We start from the raw sequence: 16,980 nt of genomic DNA, 5'->3' as shown, positions 1-16,980 counted from the left end.
ACGGCACATAATAAGTTGTGTACAAATGAAGTACAAAACAGAAATAGGTGAGTCCATGGTGAAACCGAATGAGAAACTGAAGAGGATACTATTAATTACAGGGGTTACGGGAGTGGTTTATGCAAGCTTTAAATACTTGCTGCCTCTCGTAATTCCTTTTTTCATTGCCTATGTGATCGCTCTCGGGCTGTATCCCACCGCTTCCTGCATATCCAGGAAAATGAGCTTTCAAGTGGGCAAGAGGAATCTGCACATACCCGTCGGAATCGTGGGAGCGCTGGAACTGCTGATTCTGCTGTCAGTGGCGGGCATCTGGATTTATGCCGGAGCGCAGCGGCTTTATATAGAAAGCCGGATGCTGGTAGATCAGGTTCCCATATGGATCAGCCGGCTGGATCTTTGGCTGACCGGAAAATGCCGGATTTTCGAAACCGCTCTGTCCTTAAAGCCCGGGTGTCTGGTGGTGATTGTGAGGGACATGCTGCGGGGGCTTGGAAATTCCGTTAAAAATGGCGCGATGCCCTACCTGATGTCAAATTCCATGGCAATATTCCAGGGAATGATTCAGATCACCGTGATCTGGGTTGTAGGCCTTGTTTCCATCATGCTCTCTCTTCAGGAGATGGAGGAGTTAAAATACCGCCGGGACAATTCCATTTTTCATGAAGAATTTACATTAATCAGCCAAAGGCTGAAAATGATGGGCAACGCCTATGTTAAAACTCAGGGCCTGATCATGATCCTGACTACGGCAATCTGTATTACAGGATTATTTCTCATGAAAAATCCGTATTATATCCTGGCCGGAATCGGAATCGGGCTTTTAGACGCACTTCCCATATTCGGTACGGGAACCGTGTTTATTCCCTGGGTGATCATCGCCCTGTTCCAAGGGCAGGTTGGAACGGCCCTGACCCTTATGGCTATTTACCTGATCTGTTATTTTTTAAGAGAGATCATGGAAGCCAGAATGATGGGCAATAAAGTAGGTTTGTCGGCTCTGGAAACTCTGGTTTCCATGTACGTAGGACTGAAATTGTTCGGTGTGCTGGGATTTATCCTGGGCCCCGTAGGCCTTTTACTGATTGAAGACTTTGTTAACCTTTATAAAGAACGGGATTCCGGTTCCACTTGAAGCTGCAGCTCCGTAAGCTGTTCCGACGGGTATCTGGATGTGTGGATGTCAATCCACAAAAGCTCCAGCAGAGGCCCGCAGGCAGCCAAACCATTTTCTTTGGCATATTCAAAAAGCTGGGGAATATAAATGCTGTTTTGGCTGCAGCTGCCCCTATAACAGACGGAGAGGAAAGTGCCGCCTTCAATCTCATGTTCACCCTTTGGGTGCAGAATAAACACAGCGTCATATTCCCGGCAGCTGCCGGCCTTGGCCGAATTCAGATTCAGAAATGATCCCATCTGGTTATTTCCTATTATATATAATTTTTCCCGGTCGAAATTAACCAGCTGCTTGATCAGAATATCCATCTCCTCGTCCGTTTTATATCCCTGCATGATACGGTGGCAGGGGCGGGCGGGGAGCTCTTTTTTTATCACAATTCCGAGGGGCAGCTCCTGGGCCTTGGAGATAGTCTGCCTGCGTGACAGGATATTCTCCCTGAGCGCTGTCAGCTGTTCCATCTTTTCGTCGATCGCAGTCAGTTCTTCATCTAAAAGGGCCAGGCTGGAAGCGATGCTCCGCTCTTTCAGATAAGTTCGTATCTGTTCCATGGAAAATCCCAGCTCCCGCAGATCCCGGATCACATTGAGACACCACAAATCATTGGTGCGGTAGACCCGGTAGCCGTTCAAAGCCCGCCGTGGCACCAGAATTCCCAGTTCTTCATAATAACGGAGCACGTCGGTGCTGATTCCATACAATTTCGCCAGTTCCCCGATTTTATAATAAGTTGACATAATATCACCAATTCCTTTCCAAACGGTTTTCCGCCCGGTAAATTTGGGCGGGGGAAGGCATTTTTTCACCATATTTTTAAAAATATTAAAAGAAAATGTTAAAATACCCTTTACCTTAGTATTATACCAAGGTTTATACTCGAAGTACAACACGATTGGCAATTGTAATGATACTGTTTCCAGTTTTGAGTGTCTCTGCCGTCCGGCCAGGCTCCGGCGGTATGCAGGACCTTTCCTGTGACTTTGCAGGGCATTAGCAATTCTTAACGCGCAGAATTTTTCGTTCAAGGGAAATGTCCACCTGTTTGAGCGGAGCGAGTTTGGACATTTCCCTTGGTTTTTAGAAAAATCCTGCACGTTTAGAATTGTTTATGCCCGAAACCGGAACTGGAAAGGTCCTGCATACCGCCGGAGCCTGGCCGGACGGCAGAGACACTCAAAACTGGAAACAGTATCATCGTGAAAGAATTGGAGGAATGATTAATTATCATGAATTATGATGGAATGTCACTGAAAAAAAACTTCTGGCGGTTTATATGGCCGTCGGTGATCGCACAATGGATCTTCGCCCTGTATACCATGGTGGACGGGATGTTTGTGGCGAGAGGGGTATCGGAGGTGGCTTTATCGGCGGTGAACATCGCTTCCCCGTTTGTAAACTTTTTATTTTCTGTATCCATCCTGTTTGCGGTGGGAGCTTCCACCATTGTGGCCATTTACCTTGGACAGGGAAACCACGAGGACGCGAACCAGGTTTATACGCAGAATATGATCGTATTATCCATATTATCGTTTCTGATCATGGGCGTTGTTCTTTGGCGTATGGACGATATCGCCGCATTTTTAGGGGCTACGGAAGTTACCGTGGATTATGTGAAAACCTATTTGCTCTCGGTTGCGCCTTTTACCTGGTCATTTATCATCTCATATTCTTTTGAAATCCTTGTAAAAACAGACGGATATCCCAGGTTTGCCACCATAGCGGCCACTACAGGAGCTCTGTTAAACTGCGTTTTGGATTATCTTTTTGTCATGGTATTTCACTGGGGTGTGGGTGGAGCCGGAGTCGCAACAGGCATTTCCCAGACCGTGTTGGTAGTTATGTATCTGACTCATTTCCTGAGCCCGAAAGCCACGATTAAATTTGTAAAAGTGGTTTGGAGCGCAAAACAGCTGCTGCGGAGCATTAAGATCGGCTTAGCGTCCGGTTTAACGGAGTTTTCCGCCGGAATTACAGTCTTTCTTTTTAACCATGCGATTTTGGCCAATATTGGGGAAGACGGAATTGTCAGCTATACGATTATTGCATATGTGAGCACCATTGTGGTCATGTCCATGGCGGGAATCGCCCAGGGAACCCAGCCGCTTATCAGCTATTATTACGGAAAAGGAGAGCAGGAGAAATACAGGACTCTGTTCCGGTATGCGCTCAGCGCGACCATTGGCTTGGCGGTTGTGGCATTTATATCCGCATGGCTTGGGGCCGGACTTTTAGTAGGCATTTTCGTGTCTCCGGAGCTTTCGGAACTGAGATTATATTCGTCTCATGTATTCCGGATTTTCAGCATTTCATTCCTGGTTATGGGATTTAATGTGGTGTCTGGCGGTTTCTTTACCGCGATCGAGCGGCCGAAATCGTCGTTAGCCATATCGCTGGGCCGCGGATTTGTGATGCTGGTTGTGGCATTGAAGCTCTGCATTGGAGTGGCAGGAGGCGAAGGCATCTGGTGGGCGTCCACTGTTTCCGAGTTATTGTGCCTTCTGGTGACTGCCGGACTCATGTACCGGTATGCCAGAACCGAAAAAAGCGGGTTTATCCGTGAAAAAACTCAGGTGAAAAACTCGGGTGCCGGATACTTGACAACCAGTGAAAAATGACGTAGAATCAAGAATACAGCAAATGCAAGCAACAGACGTTGAAGAGGACTATTAAGCAGCCCACACACTACAGAGAGGGGATCAGATGGTGGAAGATCTCCGTGTCAATGGATGCCCAACCTGCCTTGGAGTCCCGTATGAAAATACGGCGTGTATCCGGCGTTAACGGAATAAAGAGAGTTCATTGCCTGAACTGGCAGAACTAATTTGGGTGGTACCGCCGAGTCATTCGGTCCCTTGTGAATTAACAGGGGCTGAATGCCCCGGCGTTTTTGTTTTATTGTTTGATGGCTGCTTTGGCAGCTGCGCTCCCAAGCGAAAGCCTTGTGGGCAGAATTCTTTGATACAGAATAGAAAAGGAGATAAAGTCATGGCAAACGACAAAAAACTGGTAGAAGCGATCACATCCATGGATGTGGATTTCGCTCAGTGGTACACAGACGTGGTAAAAAAAGCGGAATTATGTGATTATGCAAGCGTTAAAGGCTGCATGGTGATTAAACCGGCAGGATATGCGATTTGGGAGAACATCCAGAAAGAGCTGGATGCCCGTTTTAAAGCGACTGGCGTGGAGAATGTATATATGCCGATGTTCATTCCGGAAAGCCTTCTTGAAAAGGAAAAAGACCATGTAGAAGGATTTGCCCCGGAAGTTGCATGGGTAACTCACGGAGGGTTAGAGGAACTGCAGGAGAGGATGTGCGTAAGACCGACTTCTGAAACATTGTTCTGCGATTTCTACGCAAAGGATATCCAGTCTTACCGCGATCTTCCAAGACTGTACAACCAGTGGTGTTCCGTAGTGCGCTGGGAGAAGACCACAAGACCGTTCCTCCGTTCCAGAGAGTTCTTATGGCAGGAAGGCCATACCGCTCATGCTACGGCAGAAGAGGCGGAGGCAAGAACGATCCAGATGCTCAACGTATACGCTGATTTCTGTGAAGAAGTGCTGGCCATTCCGGTTATCAAGGGACAGAAGACGGATAAGGAGAAATTTGCAGGAGCCGAAGCTACCTATACCATTGAATCCTTAATGCATGACGGAAAAGCCCTTCAGTCCGGCACCAGCCACAATTTCGGAGACGGATTTGCAAAAGCATTTGACATTCAGTATGCGGCAAAAGACAATACCTTACAGTATGTACACCAGACTTCCTGGGGTATGACTACGCGTATGATCGGCGCAATCATCATGGTTCATGGCGATGACAATGGTCTTGTGCTTCCTCCAAGAATTGCTCCTACTCAGGTTGTGATCGTTCCGATCCAGCAGAAGAAGGAAGGGGTTCTGGATAAAGCCTATGAACTGAAAGGCGTTCTTTCCAACTTCCGCGTAAAAGTGGATGACAGCGATAAGAGCCCGGGCTGGAAGTTCAGCGAGTCCGAGATGCGCGGTATCCCGGTGCGCGTGGAGATCGGACCGAGAGATATTGAGAATAACCAGGCGGTTTTAGTGCGCCGTGACACTCATGAAAAGATCACCGTTTCTCTGGATGAGATCAATGAGAAAGTCGGAGAGCTGCTGGATGAGATTCACGATTCCATGCTGGAACGGGCCAGAAATCATCGTGATTCCCACACCTATGTGGCAACCGATCTGGACAGCTTCGTTAAGACGATTGAGGAAAAACCTGGATTTGTTAAGGCGATGTGGTGCGGATGCCAGGAATGTGAAGACAAGATCAAAGAGCTGACAAGCGCTACGTCACGCTGTATGCCGTTTGAGCAGGAAACGTTGTCGGATAAATGCGTATGCTGCGGAAAACCGGCAGTGAAGATGGTTTATTGGGGACGGGCATATTAGAAATTAGAGTTTTGTTCTGATAAGATTTGGACATTATGTACCTGGGGAAACTTACATCAGGGTGAATTTACATCAAGGGTGAAGGCATTTTCGAAAATGCCTTCACCCTTGATGTAAATTTCCTCGATATAAAGCCCCTTTTTGTAAAATGACTGTGAGGAGGAGAGATATGCAGATTCAGATACCGCAAGAGGTAGAGGAAATTATCGGTAAATTAAAGCAGCATGGTTATGAAGCCTATGCGGTAGGCGGATGCATCAGAGATACCCTTTTGGGCCGTGAGCCCGGGGACTGGGACATCACCACATCCGCAGCTCCGCAGCAGGTAAAAGAAGTATTTCCAAAGACAATTGATACGGGAATCCAACATGGAACGGTTACGATTATGATCAATCATGTGGGATATGAGGTAACCACTTACCGGATTGACGGAGAGTATGAAGACGGCCGTCACCCCAAGTCGGTGGAATTCACATCCAATCTGAAAGAAGACCTGCGCCGCAGGGATTTTACCATCAATGCTATGGCCTACAGCCACGAAACGGGAATTGTAGATGAATTCGGCGGCATGGAAGATCTGAAACGGAAGGTCATCCGCTGCGTGGGATGCGCGGTGGACCGTTTTACCGAGGATGCGCTCAGAATATTGAGGGCGATCCGGTTTGCCGCACAGCTTGGATTTGAGATCGAAGAAGAGACATTTGAAGCCATAAAAAAGATAGCGCCCAATATGGTTCATGTGAGCAAAGAGCGGGTGCAGACCGAACTTACCAAGCTTTTGCTGTCTCCCAATCCGGAACGGATTGAGCTGGTCTATGAAACGGGAATCAGCCCATTTGTATCGGATGCTTTTCATAAGGTCGACAGGAGCAAAATGAGTGTAAACGGCGGCCTTCCTGCGAAAAAGCACATCCGTTGGGCGGCATTTTTGAAAAATGCTGCCGATCAGGAGGTATCCTCAGTTCTTCATGATCTGAAACTGGACAACGACACCATTTACCGCGTCAGGGTTTTGGTAAAATGGCTGAAGCAGCCGTTAAAACCCGATCAGACAGAACTCCGCCGCGTGATGAGCCAGGTGGAAGCGTCTCTGTACGACGATCTGTTGGAGCTGAAAAGGATGATTTCTTTAGAGACGGAAAGCAGGGAGGAATTGGAAACAATCGTCCGGTTAAGCGCCGAGATCCGTGAACGTAGGGACTGCGTTACGTTAAAAAATCTGGCGGTCAGCGGTTCGGATGTGATAAAGGCGGGAGTTAAGCCGGGAAAAGAAGTCGGGGAGGTGTTAAACCGGCTCCTTGATCTGGTTTTAGAAGAACCGTCCAGAAATGAAAAAGAATATTTGACAGAACATATAAAAAAGATGGAGCTGTGAGCGGCTCCATCTTTTTTATATGGTATATTTTGTACCCATTACCCCTTTAATTGCTTTCTGTAAGCAGACGGCTGCATCGAAGTGACCGTGCGGAAGGCATTGATAAATGCCGACATGCTGCGGTAACCGGAGGCGTTAAATGCCTGAGTTACCGACTGGCCGCTGTTTAAGGCCTGTTTGGCGGCTTCGATTTTTTTCCCCATGATGTATTCGGAAAGATTGGTGTTGAAATACTGTTTAAATGTCCGTGAGATGTATTCACGGCTGTAAAAAAAATGATCTGCAATCTCGGCGGTGGAGGAAAGGGTCTGGAAATTCTGATCGATGTAGGTTTTGATCTGAAGAACCTTTGGGGGCAGTTTGGAAAAGCATTCTCTTCCCGGCTGGGCATGCGAATCGATCAGGAGCAGAAGCTGCAGGATACAGCTGAAGCACTGAAGAGAGATGTCCCCGTCCAGATGTGTGGTCATGTAATCCAACTGCTCCAGCAGATAGTAATACTGCCCGCGGAATTCACTGTTGACGGTGAGATAATCGGCATCGGCTTTACAGAGAAAAGCGGGAAGGCTGCCCGGCCCCAGGAATTCAAATGCCTTGGTGTCAAAATAGAACACAAAGCGGTCATACTCGCTTTTTTCGATCAGCCGGGCCGTATGGGATATGCCGGGTGGAATGCAGAGTATCCCTCCGCGAAGAGGGAACACTTCATTGCTGGATACCACATAGGTGATCTTGCCGCTTAAAAAAATACAGATTTCGTAATAGGTATGTGTATGTAATTTCTCGGGAAAAAAGGGCGGGGTATAGGGGGTGGTGCGGTGGGAATACACAAGGTTTGGACCGATAAAAAAGTCACTCCATCCGCTCTTATTGGAATAGATTTTAAAGTTATGATACTGCTCACAAGCTGGATTGTAAGAACTGCGTAAATGGTTTGTTAAATAATTGTTCATGGTACCTCCGATCATCACAAAACCGAAAATTTCATGACACATTTCCAGAAGTTTTTTCGTATTTTTTATGATATAGTTCTAATATAAAGAAAGAAACCTACAAAGTCAAGCCAGAATGAAGCGGAGGAAATGAAATGAAAAAATTACTTGCGTTAGGAATTACAGTTTCTATGGTAATGGGAATTGTTACAGGGTGCGGCGGACAAAAAACGGCAGAAACGAAGACCGGACAGGCGGAAACGAAAACAGAAACAGCCTCCGGCACCGTAAGCGCTGAGAAAGGGACAGAAGGAAGTCCGGCCGGTTCCGGGGAGCCGGTTTATATTGATCCGGATGCTGCCAATATGACCGGCACGGTACGCTTTTACACGGCTTTTGCCGGTGCAAACGGAACCGATGCGCTGATTGAAGAATTCAATGAACATTATCCCAACATCACCGTAGAATATGAGGTTTATAAGAACAGCGGCGATGGAAACGTAAGCCTGGATACTGCCATGATGGCGGGAAATGTGGATGTTCTTCTGACATTTGGCGTAAAAAATACGTCGAACCGCTGGAGCAATGGGATGCTGATGGATATCACGGACCGGCTGAAAGCAGATAATCTGGATCTGGTGAAGGAGTGGGGAACGGATGTATATACATATGAGAATGGAGCTTATGTATTTCCATCGGGAGGAATTTCCCTCTACATCGCTATTAATCAGGACAAGTGGGATGCCGCCGGTCTGGGAGAGGTTCCGGATTCCTGGACATGGGATGAATATCTGGACGCATGCCGGACTCTGACAGAGAAGGACGCATCCGGAAATGTTGCCGTTTATGGCGGTTCCGATTTCAACCAGACGGATTATTGGACCTATTCCGCCCGCCAGTCAAAAGGCGTTAACGTCTATTATGATGCGGAAGGAAATGCGGATTTTGACAATCCTATATTTAAGCAGATTCTCAAGCGGGAAGTCGATGCGGAGACGGAAGGCATCTGGTATTCCAAAGCCAACTATCTGGCGGACAGCACCAAATCGCGGGACCTATTCCTGAACGGAACTAACGCCACTACGGTGGAATCCATTCTGACCCGCTATATTACGGCAGCAGATCCTCAGTTTAGAATTACTTACGCACCTTATCCGGTGAATCAGAAGGATGAAACGAATTACATGGCAGGAGTTGTCCCGGAAGATTTTGTCGCAGTGGCCAGCAATGCAAAAGATCCTGATGCTGCCTATGCTTTTGCCAAGTATCTGGCAACCGTAGGAAGCAAATACATGTTTGCGGCAGGCCATGCAAGCACCTGGACCGGCCTGGATTCTTCGGACATCCTTGATATTACCTTCGGTTCAAAGGCGGAGGCTGAGAAATATATTGATACGGAAGCATTTAACAAATATGTGATCGCATCCAATGAGCCGGCTTATTCGGAAGATTATATCGTTGCTTATGCGGACATCCGGAGCCTCGTCGATGAGTACACAAAATACGTTTTAAATGGGGAAATGACAGTGGATGACGCGCTGGCTGAATTGCAGGAGAATGCGCAGAAAGCCATTGATGATGCAAAATAAAGGGTGTTATTGGCTTTTTTGAGAAAGAGAGAGACATATGAAGAATCAAACCAAACGGCAGCAGGCGGAAAATCGTGCAGGTTGGCTGTTTATGGCTCCCGCCATGGTCATATTTTTGACCATGGTGGTGCTTGCAGTCATCATGTCGCTTGCGCTTTCCTTTTCAGAATGGAATTTCTTATCCGGAGTGAGCGGCATTAAATGGGTGGGATTTAAGAATTTTATCCGGATTTTTGCGGACAGAAAATTTAAGATGGCTATGGCCAATACCTTGGTCTATGCAATAACCGTGGCGCCGATTTCCATCGCGCTGGCACTTTTATTCGCATTTTTACTGAATGATAAGGTCTTTTTGCGGAAATTTAACCGGATGTGTCTGTTTGTACCGTATATTTCCAGCATGGTGGCGCTGACGGCCGTGTTCCGTTTCCTGTTCAGAAGCGATGGGCCGGTCAACATGATTTTAACCACTGTATTTCATATGAACGAGGTGCCTAAATGGCTGACCAGCTCTACCCTTTGTAAAATTCCGGTGATCTGTGTGATGGTCTATGCGGGTATCGGTTTCAGCCTGATTGTTTATATGGCGGCGCTGCAAAATGTTCCGGCGGAGCTCTATGAGGCGGCCAGGGTGGACGGTGCGGGCGGATGCAGGCAATTTTTTAAGATTACGCTGCCGCTGATTTCCCCGACCACCTTCTATCTGTGCGTTGTCCGGCTGATCGCGGCTTTTAAGGCATTTACGGTGATCAATATCATGGGGATGTCAGGAAATGCTCCCAGCATGGTGACCGAGATTTACGGAAATGCGTTTAACAGCTATAAATTTGGATATGCCAGTGCGGAAGCCTGGATTCTGGTGGGGGTCATTTTAATCATCACCCTGATCCAGTTCAAGGTGCAGAAACGTTGGGTTTATTATTAAGGGGGAAGCCGGGATGAAGAAAAGGAAAACAATCAAATGGATCAATACCATCTGGGTGACAGGGTGTGGGATTCTCTTTCTCCTGCCGCTTCTGTGGATGATGTCCGCCTCCGTAAAGGCGGGATCAGAGGTATTCAGCCTGGATTTTCACTGGTTTCCGGAAACATTTCAGTGGGAGAACTACCGGAGGGTGTGGAACGACAGCAAGGTGCCGTTCTGGCATCTTTACATGAATTCCATATTCGTAGCCGTTGTGGGCACTGCCGGACAGCTTTTGGTCTCCTCCATGGCGGCCTACGCCCTGGCTAAAATTAATTTTAACGGCAAAAATATCGTATTTACCGCCATGCTCATCACCATGATGATCCCGGCGCAGGCCACGATTATTCCGCGTTATATGATGTTCTATACCATCAAAATCTATGATACTCTCTGGGCTTTGATTCTGCCGTCTCTTTTTAACATCACGTCCATCTTTTTGCTGAAGCAGTTTTATGCCGGTCTGCCGGATGAACTGATGGAAGCGGCGGTGATGGACGGCGCCTCTCATCGGGAAATCTGGCTGCGGATTATCGTTCCGCTGACGAAGCCTCCTATGGTGACCGTGACGGTTCTGGCGTTTATCAATGCCTGGAATGAGTATTTGAATGCGCTGATTTTTCTGCCGTCGAATAAGAACTTTACGGTGTCTCTTGGTATTCAGTACTGGATGCAGATGACGGACGAGTATAACCTGATGATGGCAGCTGCGGCCAGCGCCATTGTTCCCGTTATCGTGCTGTTTTTATTTACACAAAAGTATTTCATTGAAAGCATCGCCAGCACAGGCGTGAAAGGATAGATATGGAAGACAGAATTTATCGGAAACAGGATCTGCAGCATTTGAAACTGATCGCTCACAGGGGCTTTACGCCGGAGGGGCCCCAGAATTCGTTAAAAGCCTTTGAGGCGGCCGGAAAACGCGGCTTCTGGGCCATTGAGACGGATGTGCGCCGCACCAGAGACGGAGTGCTGGTCTGCTGCCACGACGAAACCATCGACAGCCTGTATGATGGCAGCGGCCGGATATGTGATGCTGACTGGAAGGAATTATCCGGGCGGCATTTTACGGAAGACAGAGGCGAGCGGATGCCGCTGTTTGAGGAGTATTTGGAGATATGCAGAAGCTATGGGGCGCTGCCCTTTATTGAGACGAAGACGATGGATGTGGAGGAGGTTGTCACGGCTGCCCTCCGGCACTTTGAGGAAGAAGAACTGGTGATTTCCAGCATCTTGATGGAACATCTTCTGACGGCAAGAGACGTGTCGGGCGGAGTATTTATCCATCATATATTCAGCACGCCGGAAACGGTGGAAATCCTGCGTCATCAGGGACGGTGCGGCGTGTCATATAACTACAGTGATTTATCAAAAGTCCCGGAACACCTGATTGAAGAAACTCATGAAAAAGGAGTTCTGGTATGCCTGCGGGCAGGGGATTCGCCGGAGACTGTACGAGAGATGGCCGGCATGGGGCTGGATTATATTCCTACAAACCGGATGACGAAGGAAGCCATGGCACAAGGTTAAAGGAGGGGCAAACATGTCGGTTCACAAAAAAGAAGCTGCCCATGATCTGATTGTGGTGGGCGGAGGAATTGCAGGAATCTGTGCGGCCATTGCGGCGGCGAGAGAGGGGATCAATACGGCGGTCGTACAGAACCGGCCGGTGTTCGGCGGTACGGCCAGCTCGGAAATCAGGATGCATATTGTGGGCGCAAACTGCCATTCCTCGAAGCCCGATTTGAGGGAGACCGGAATCCTGGAGGAACTGCTGCTGGAAAATAAGAGGCGCAATCCGTATGCATCGTTCCCGGTTTTCGATATGATTATGTGGGAAAAGGTACACATGGAGGAAAATATCACCTCATATTTAAATACCAACATGGATGATATCATCATGGAAAATGGCCGGATCAAAGGGATTGTGTGCCACCAGAACAGCACGGAGACAGAAGTGGTCCTTTACGGAGAGCTGTTTATCGATGCTACCGGACACGGCACTCTCGGTGTGATGGCAGGGGCGTCTTCCCGCATGGGAAGCGAAGCGAGAGCGGAATTTCAGGAACCCACGGCGCCGGAACGGGCGAATTGTGACACCATGGGAAATACAATCATGTTTCTGGCCGCAGACCGCGGGGAGCCGGTGCATTATGAAAAGCCAATATGGGCCAACACCTATACGGAGGAGGATTTGAAATACCGTCCTCACGCAGATAAAATCTGCGCCCAGGCGGACGGAGGCGGGATCGTAATACCTGAGGAGGGGAAAAACCAGCTGCCGGAATTTTCCAATATGGATGCCGGATATTGGTGGATTGAGCTGGGCGGAGACTATGACAATATCATTGAACAAGGCGAGGAGATCCGCGACGAGCTGCTCAAATGCGTGTACGGCGTTTGGGACCACATCAAGAACCAAGGGGATCATGGCGCGGAAAATTATGACCTGGACTGGGTCGGCATGGTGCCGGGCTACCGTGAAAGCCGGAGGCTGGAAGGCGATTACATATTGAATGAAAATGATGTGCGGGCGAACCGGATATTTGAAGACGCGGTTGCTTACGGCGGCTGGCCGATGGATGTCCATGTTCCCGGAGGGCTCCGGGATTTGAACAGCTATGGCTCCAAGGTCTATAATTTTGAGGGCTGCTATACGATTCCTTACCGCTGTTACTACAGCAGGGATATTGAAAACCTGATGATGGCGGGCAGGGATATCAGCACCTCGAAGATGGCATTTTCTTCCACCAGAGTTATGGGCACCTGTGCCGTAGGCGGTCAGGCGGTGGGAACGGCGGCGGCTCTGGCCCTCAGATACGGCTGTACTCCCAAACAGATAGGCCAGCGGCATATCCATGAGCTGCAGCAGGAACTGATGAAAAATGACTGCTTTATTCCGGGATTTGCCAATGATGATGAGGCCGATTTGGCGAGAAAAGCGGTTATCAGCGCCAGCAGCCAGGCTGAAAACTGCAGTGCCCAAAATGTAGTAAACGGAATATCCAGAAACTGCGGAGGCAGGATGAACTGCTGGAGATCGGCTCCTTTACAGGAACCGCAGACATTGTCGCTGAAGCTGATGGAGAGAAGCCCTGTTCATCAGGTGCGTCTCACATTTGACACAGATTTAAGCCATGAGATCCAGCCGTCGATGATTAAAAATGTGCGCGACAGACAGGTGAAAGGTCTGCCGGAGGTGCTGGTTAAAGATTACAGCGTGGAGTTATTATTGAATGGAACGGTTGTCTGTATGAAGGAGATCGAGAACAACGGACAGCGTTTAAATAGACTGGATTTTGACGGAGTGGAGAGCGATGAGGTACGGATCTCTGTAAAATCTGCCCACGGATGCGGCTATGCGGCGGTATTTGAAGTGAGGATTTATTAAATATCTGAAAGAGGTAATATCTCAATTTGTATAGAAGCGTCACAAATTGGACTGCAAATCCGAATTTGACATTCGGTTCGGGTATCATCGCGAAAAGAACGCTTCGTTATGGAGGAATGATATGGAACTATATTGGATTCGTCATGGACAGACCATAAGCAATGTGGAGGTGAGCCATGGAGGCTGGGCGCCAATCAGCCTGACAGGTCTGGGAAGGCAGCAGGCGGCCAGGGCCGGTGAACGGTTAAAGGATATGACGTTTGACCGTTTGTATGTGAGCGACCTGGTGAGAACGCAGGAAACAGCGGACATTATTTTCCTGGAAAGGGATCGGATTCTGGACAGCCGCATACGGGAGCACAGCGTAGGAATTCTGGAATACCAGAAGGTCAGCGAATGCGCCCAAAAGTATGGCCAGCCCTATCTGGATGCCCGGGAACGGGATGATTTTTCTTCCTATGGAGGAGAGAGCGCCGGGATGATGGCAAACCGGGTGGCAGACTTTATGAAGTCTATGGAACAGCTGGCGGCAGAGAATCCCACATGGAAGGTGGCTGTTGTAGCCCATGAGGGGTCTATTTTCTATGCCCTTTGCTATATCCTGGGAATGGGGCTGCCTAAGAAAAAACTGCCTGTCACCAACTGTTCGATCAGTAAATTTTTGTATCAGGACGGCCTGTGGAAAGTGGGAGTCTGGAATTATTCCGGTTTGGCCGATTAAGAGGAGGAAGAAATTATGAAGTCATTTATCCATGAAATCCCTAAAGCTTCCGACAATCCGCCGGTGAAGCTGCATTATGATGTGTTGGTCATAGGAGGAGGGATGAGCGGTATCTGTGCGGCCATTGCCTCCGCAAGGCAGGGGGCAAAAACCGGGCTGGTTCAGGACCGCAGCGTCTATGGCGGCAATGCCAGTTCGGAAACCAGAATGCACATTTCCGGGGCTTCCTGCCATTGGGGAAAAAAGGACGCGGCAGAGACGGGAATCCTGATGGAGCTGCAGCTGGAAAATAAATATCTGAATGATTCTTACAACTATTCCATATGGGACGGCGTTTTGTGGAGTAAAGTGAAAAACACGGAACATTTGGACAGCTATATGAACACTACCATGTATCATGTGGCCTCCGATGGCCGGGAAATCCAATATGTAGACTGCTACCAGATGTCAACGGAGGTACACTATCAGTTTACCGCAGATATCTACATAGATGCCACGGGCAATGGCACCCTGGGATATTTTGCCGGCTGTGAATACCGGGTGGGCAGGGAAGATAAGTCGGAATTCATGGAAAAAGATGCCCCGGACCGGCCGGACGGCAATACCATGGGAAACACCATTTATTTCTGTGCCCGGGACATGAAAAGACCGGTTAAATTTACAAAGCCGGACTGGGCCTGCGATCTGGATGAGAGCTGGTTTGCCCACCGTTATCATGGGGATATCACCGTCTACCATAATGCGGATGATGTGGTTGTACTGAAGCCGGGCGATGATTATGAGGATCATTCGGATGAACTGGTGGAAAAGTATGATGTGGAGTCCGGTTACTGGTGGATTGAGCTGGGGGGCGACTGGGATGACATCATCAAATCCTCAGAGGATATCCGCTATGAACTGTACAAATGTGTCTATGGCGTATGGGATCATATTAAAAACGGCGGGGATCACGGTGCGGAAAACTATGAGCTTGTGTGGGTGGGAGCCGTGGCCGGCATGAGAGAGAGCCGCCGTCTGGTTGGAGATTATATCCTGACCGAGGACGATATCCTGGAGAACCGGATTCACGAAGACGGGGTGGCATACGGCGGCTGGCCTATGGATGAACATACGGCCGGCGGATTCTGGGCAAAAGGGCAGATTCCCTCTAAAGTCAGAAGTTTTAAGGGCCTTTACTCCATTCCGTATGGCTGTTACTGCTCCAAAACCATAGGAAATCTGATGATGGCCGGGAGAAATATCAGCGCATCCAAACTGGCAATGGGTTCCACCCGAGTGATGGGAACGTGTGCCGTTGGCGGTGAAGCGGTAGGGACCGCCGCGGCTATGGCGTCGTTAACGGGCATGTCTCCAAGGGAATTCGGTAAAAAGCGGATGCAGAGTTTGCGCCAGGAGCTTCTGAAGAACGACTGTTATCTGCCGGGCGCGCGCAATGAAGATGAGAAGGATCTGGCACGTGGATGCGAAATCCGGGTAACATCTGAACAGACAGGGTATGAGGGCCGCAATGTGATAAATGGCATAGCCCGTGCTGTGGAGGGAGAATCGAACCAATGGTGTTCACAGGGAATCGGGCCTGATGGGGAAGTGCTGAGTTTAAAGCTTCCGGAGGCAAAGAAGATATCACAACTGCGCCTGACCTTTGATCCCAACCTGTCGGAAGAGAGATGCATCTCCGTGTCCAGGGCATTTATCGATAAGGAACCTGTGGGCGTGGCTAAAGAGTTGGTGAAGGATTATTGGGTAACCATCTACAAGGACGGTGATGTGGTGGATGTTCATTATATAACAGGTAATTACCAGCGTCTGAATGTGCTGAATCTCAAGGAAGATGTGTGGGCGGATCTGGTGGAGATACGGATACTGGCAACGAATGGAGATCCGGATGCGAGGATTTTTGAGGTGAGAATCTATTAAAATGGAATTAGCCTAAATTGTTATTTAACGGGGGTGGGCGTAAAGGTACGCACGGAATCGGGAGGCGGAGCCGGAAGGAGACGATTGAAGGGGGAGCCGGGCCGCCGAAGGAAGATACAGCCAAAGGGGATTCGGGATTCGCCCCTAAGAACTACTAAGACCCGTAAGAACAGAACGAGGCAGGCCAGCGCCATTCGCAGTGAACTCTTTATGACTTCGCTGCTCAGCGGCGCTTTAGAACCTGATTCGGAATTCAGTTTCTACCTGCCTCGTTCTGTTCTTCCGGGTCTAAGTAGTTCTAAAGGGGTTCCATACGATCCCCTTTGTCTGTATCTTCCTTCGGCGGCCCGGCTCCCCCTTCAATCGTCTCCTTCCGGCTCCGCCTCCCGATTCCGGGCTGGTTTTTGCTAGCCTGGTTGAAACAATGTTATTGCATTGGTATTTGGTAAACCAAATTTACATAGAACATTAAGGGATTTTCTGAAAATCCTTTCA

The 16,980-nt window shown here is 48.8% G+C and carries 13 protein-coding genes; 11 read left to right on the top strand and 2 right to left on the bottom strand.

The window, feature by feature from the left end; all coding sequences use genetic code 11:
- Positions 1-25: 25 nt before the first annotated feature.
- Complete coding sequence (locus C0033_RS20880) at positions 26-1,135, top strand: AI-2E family transporter (protein WP_180994839.1); 1,110 nt, start codon at positions 26-28, stop codon at positions 1,133-1,135.
- On the opposite strand, the gene C0033_RS20875 is transcribed toward C0033_RS20880, so the two are convergent.
- A complete protein-coding gene (locus C0033_RS20875; protein ID WP_103229869.1) occupies positions 1,105-1,914 on the bottom strand; it encodes a MerR family transcriptional regulator in 810 nt (269 codons plus the stop codon). The genes C0033_RS20880 and C0033_RS20875 overlap by 31 nt on opposite strands.
- 504 nt (positions 1,915-2,418) lie before the next feature.
- Between C0033_RS20875 and C0033_RS20870 the strand changes: the two genes are divergently transcribed.
- The 3 genes from C0033_RS20870 to C0033_RS20860 all read left to right on the top strand — a co-directional run bounded on the left by C0033_RS20870 (position 2,419) and on the right by C0033_RS20860 (position 6,971).
- The gene (locus C0033_RS20870; protein ID WP_347501205.1) at positions 2,419-3,792 is read left to right on the top strand and encodes an MATE family efflux transporter; all 1,374 of its coding nucleotides are present in this window, start codon (positions 2,419-2,421) and stop codon (positions 3,790-3,792) included.
- Between the two features lie 370 nt (positions 3,793-4,162).
- Complete coding sequence (proS, locus tag C0033_RS20865; protein WP_103229844.1) at positions 4,163-5,596, top strand: proline--tRNA ligase; 1,434 nt, start codon at positions 4,163-4,165, stop codon at positions 5,594-5,596.
- Between the two features lie 169 nt (positions 5,597-5,765).
- On the top strand, positions 5,766-6,971 hold the full coding sequence (locus tag C0033_RS20860) for a CCA tRNA nucleotidyltransferase (protein WP_103229843.1): 1,206 nt from the start codon (positions 5,766-5,768) through the stop codon (positions 6,969-6,971).
- A 38-nt stretch (positions 6,972-7,009) separates the two neighbouring features.
- Here the strand turns inward: C0033_RS20860 and C0033_RS20855 are convergent, their stop codons facing one another.
- Positions 7,010-7,924 carry a helix-turn-helix domain-containing protein gene (locus C0033_RS20855; RefSeq protein ID WP_180994838.1) on the bottom strand — a complete coding sequence of 305 codons (915 nt, stop codon included), beginning with the start codon at positions 7,922-7,924 and terminating at the stop codon, positions 7,010-7,012.
- A gap of 134 nt (positions 7,925-8,058) precedes the next feature.
- On the opposite strand from C0033_RS20855, the gene C0033_RS20850 reads away from it, so the two are divergent.
- From C0033_RS20850 to C0033_RS20820, 7 genes are all read left to right on the top strand, one after another.
- On the top strand, positions 8,059-9,492 hold the full coding sequence (locus C0033_RS20850; protein WP_103229841.1) for an extracellular solute-binding protein: 1,434 nt from the start codon (positions 8,059-8,061) through the stop codon (positions 9,490-9,492).
- A gap of 37 nt (positions 9,493-9,529) precedes the next feature.
- Entirely contained in the window at positions 9,530-10,417 is an 888-nt protein-coding gene (locus C0033_RS20845; RefSeq protein ID WP_103229840.1) for a sugar ABC transporter permease, read from the top strand.
- Between the two features lie 13 nt (positions 10,418-10,430).
- Entirely contained in the window at positions 10,431-11,258 is an 828-nt protein-coding gene (locus C0033_RS20840) for a carbohydrate ABC transporter permease (RefSeq protein WP_103229839.1), read from the top strand.
- Positions 11,259-11,260: 2 nt separating this feature from the next.
- Positions 11,261-11,986 (top strand): glycerophosphodiester phosphodiesterase family protein, encoded by a 726-nt coding sequence (locus tag C0033_RS20835; RefSeq protein ID WP_103229838.1) that lies wholly within the window; start codon positions 11,261-11,263, stop codon positions 11,984-11,986.
- A 13-nt stretch (positions 11,987-11,999) separates the two neighbouring features.
- The gene (locus C0033_RS20830; protein ID WP_103229837.1) at positions 12,000-13,847 is read left to right on the top strand and encodes an FAD-dependent oxidoreductase; all 1,848 of its coding nucleotides are present in this window, start codon (positions 12,000-12,002) and stop codon (positions 13,845-13,847) included.
- A gap of 121 nt (positions 13,848-13,968) precedes the next feature.
- Positions 13,969-14,568, top strand: a complete 600-nt coding sequence (locus tag C0033_RS20825) for a histidine phosphatase family protein (protein ID WP_103229836.1) — start codon at positions 13,969-13,971, stop codon at positions 14,566-14,568.
- A gap of 15 nt (positions 14,569-14,583) precedes the next feature.
- Positions 14,584-16,485, top strand: coding sequence for an FAD-dependent oxidoreductase (locus tag C0033_RS20820; protein WP_103229835.1), 1,902 nt, complete (start codon positions 14,584-14,586; stop codon positions 16,483-16,485).
- Positions 16,486-16,980 lie beyond the last annotated feature (495 nt).

The sequence above is a fragment of the Clostridium sp. chh4-2 genome (assembly GCF_002899675.1).
In the GTDB taxonomy this organism is placed as follows: domain Bacteria; phylum Bacillota; class Clostridia; order Lachnospirales; family Lachnospiraceae; genus CHH4-2.
Note: the sequence above shows the minus strand (reverse complement) of the source record. Positions and strands in the feature narration are given on the sequence as shown.